The 2,590-nt window shown below is 71.0% G+C and carries 2 protein-coding genes; one reads left to right on the top strand and one right to left on the bottom strand.

Annotation, left to right across the window (positions count from 1 at the left end):
- The coding region (gene arfA / locus DKT68_RS27095) for an arabinosylfuranosidase ArfA (protein ID WP_109820215.1) at positions 1-1,427 on the bottom strand (1,427 nt) is incomplete at its 3' end.
- A gap of 146 nt (positions 1,428-1,573) precedes the next feature.
- On the opposite strand from arfA, the gene DKT68_RS27090 reads away from it, so the two are divergent.
- Positions 1,574-2,581: a LacI family DNA-binding transcriptional regulator gene (locus DKT68_RS27090; RefSeq protein ID WP_109820214.1), complete on the top strand. Its 1,008-nt coding sequence runs from the start codon at positions 1,574-1,576 to the stop codon at positions 2,579-2,581.
- The last annotated feature ends 9 nt before the right edge of the window (positions 2,582-2,590 follow it).

Genomic DNA, 2,590 nt, shown 5'->3' with positions numbered 1-2,590 from the left:
GGCATTTCCCGGGGCGTCACCCGGTCGGGCTCGGCCTCGGTGTTCATCGCCGACGGGTCAGACCCGGCAGCGAGGCTCAGGAAGGACAGACCGGACATGCCCGGCAGGCCGCGCAGGTCGATCTCCAGCGGGAGATCCTCCTCGCCGCGGTTGACCGCGAAGACGGTCAGCTCGCCGGTCTCCTCGTCGTGCACGGCGACCGTGTCGAGCACCGGCACGTCCCCGTACTTCTTCGTGTCGTAGCGCGGCGACACCGGCTCGGTGCGCAGCACGGTGCCGCGGGCGTAACGGGCGGTCAGCGCGAACGGGTGGAAGATGCTCTGCCGCCAGGCCGGGCCGCCGTTGCGGGTCCGGATCGGCGCGATCACGTTCGCCAGCTGGGCCTGGGCGGCCACCCCGACCCGGTCGGCGTGGCGGAGCAGGGTGATCAGCAGGTCGCCGACGACGACGGCGTCGACCGCCGTGAAGTCGTCCTCGATCAGCGCCGGGGCCTCGACCCAGCCGCGCCGGTCCAGGTCGGCCTTGAGGCGGGACTCGTACCAGACGTTCCACTCGTCGAAGGAGATCTTCAGCTTGCGCTTGTGCCGCTGCTTGGCGGCCACGTGGTCGGCGGTCGCGACCACCTCGGTGATGAAGTTGTCCATGTCGACGGCCGAGGCGAGGATGCTGGCCCGGTCGCCGTCGGACGGGTCGTAGTAGGTGTGCGCCGAGATGTAGTCGACGTGCTCGTAGGTGTGCTCCAGCACCGTCGCCTCCCAGGAGGCGAACGTGGGCATCCGCCGGTTGGAGCTGCCGCAGGCGATCAGGCTGATCGACGGGTCGATCATCTTCATCGCGCGGGCGGCCTCGGCGGCCAGCCGGCCGTACTCGTCGGCGGTCTTGTGGCCGACCTGCCACGGGCCGTCCATCTCGTTGCCGAGGCACCACAGCCGCACCCCGTACGGGTCCTCCGCGCCGTGCTTGCGCCGGAGGTCGGACAGCTGCGTGCCGCCCGGGTGGTTGGCGTACTCCAGCAGGTCCAGCGCCTCCTGGACGCCCCGCGTGCCGAGGTTGACGGCCATCATCGGCTCGACACCGGCCTCGGCGGCCCAGGTCATGAACTCGTCCAGCCCGAACGCGTTGGTCTCGATCGTCTTCCAGGCCAGGTCGAGCCGGCGCGGCCGGTCGCCGACCGGACCCACCCCGTCCTCCCAGCGGTAGCCGGAGACGAAGTTGCCGCCCGGGTAGCGGACCACCGAGACACCCAGCTCCCGGGTCAGCTCCAGCACGTCGCCACGGAGCCCACGGGAGTCGGCGCTGGGGTGGCCGGGCTCGTAGATCCCGCCGTAGACGCACCGGCCCATGTGCTCGACGAAGGAGCCGAAGAGACGCCGGTCGGCCGGGCCGATCGCGAAGGCTGGGTCGATCGTCAGCTGCGCGGTCCGCAAGGGGTGCCACCTTTCCTCATTGCCGGTGCCGGGTGATCGCAGTCACCACCCACCCGGCCTCCCTGATTTCTACAACGTTGTAGGCAACGTTGTAAAGGGCTGGTGACGCGGTAGGGTGCGGAGTGTTACATCGGGGAGGTTGCAGCGTGCGACACAGGCTCAAGGATGTGGCCGAACGGGCCGGGGTGTCGGTGAAGACCGTCTCCAACGTGGTGAACGGCTACGTGCACGTCCGACCGGACACCCGGGCCCGGGTCGAGGAGGCGATCGCCGAGCTGAACTACCGGCCCAACCTCTCCGCCCGCCACCTGCGCAAGGGGCGCACCGGCGTGATCGCGCTGGCGGTCCCGGAGCTGGACATCCCGTACTTCGCCGAGCTGGCCCGTCACGTGGTCACCGCGGCCGCCGACTTCGGCTGGACGGTGCTGATCGACCAGACCGGCGGCGGGCGCGAGCAGGAACGGGTGGTCGCCTCCGGCATCACCGACCACCTGATCGACGGGCTGATCTTCAGCCCGCTGGCGCTGACCGCGGAGGACCTGGCCGGCCTGGACAACAGACCGATGGTGCTGCTCGGCGAGCGTGTCGACCACGGTCCGGCGGATCACGTGGTGATCGACAACGTGGGTGCCGCGCGGGAGATCACCAGCCACCTGATCGGGCTCGGCCGGCGCCGGATCGCGGCCATCGGCTCGCAGCGCACCCCTGAGGGCGCCAGCGCCCGACTGCGCCTGACCGGCTACGCCGACGCGCTGCGCGCCGCCGGTCTGGACTACGACGAGGCCCTCGTGGCGTCCGCGTCCGCATGGCACCGCGCCGACGGCGCGGCCGCCATGCGCGGCCTGCTCACCTCGGGAGTACGCCCCGACGCCGTCTTCTGCTTCAACGACACGCTCGCCCTGGGTGCCCTGCGCGCCCTGCACGAGGCCGGCCTGCGGGTGCCCGAGGACGTGGCGGTGGTCGGCTTCGACGACATCGAGGACGGCCGGTTCTCGATCCCCACGCTGACGACGGTCGCCCCGGACAAGGCGCAGATCGCGAGGCTGGCCGTCGAACTGCTCGCCGAACGCCTCGACGGCGATCCCACGGCCGCGGCCCGCGAACTCTCCGCCCCCTACCGCCTGGAACTCCGCGAATCCACCCAAACCCCCTAACCCCTAACC

Origin of the sequence: Micromonospora acroterricola, from assembly GCF_003172955.1 — a bacterium.
GTDB lineage: Bacteria > Actinomycetota > Actinomycetes > Mycobacteriales > Micromonosporaceae > Micromonospora > Micromonospora acroterricola.
The sequence above is the reverse complement of the archived record's forward strand: the minus strand, read 5'-3'. Positions and strand labels throughout refer to the sequence as shown.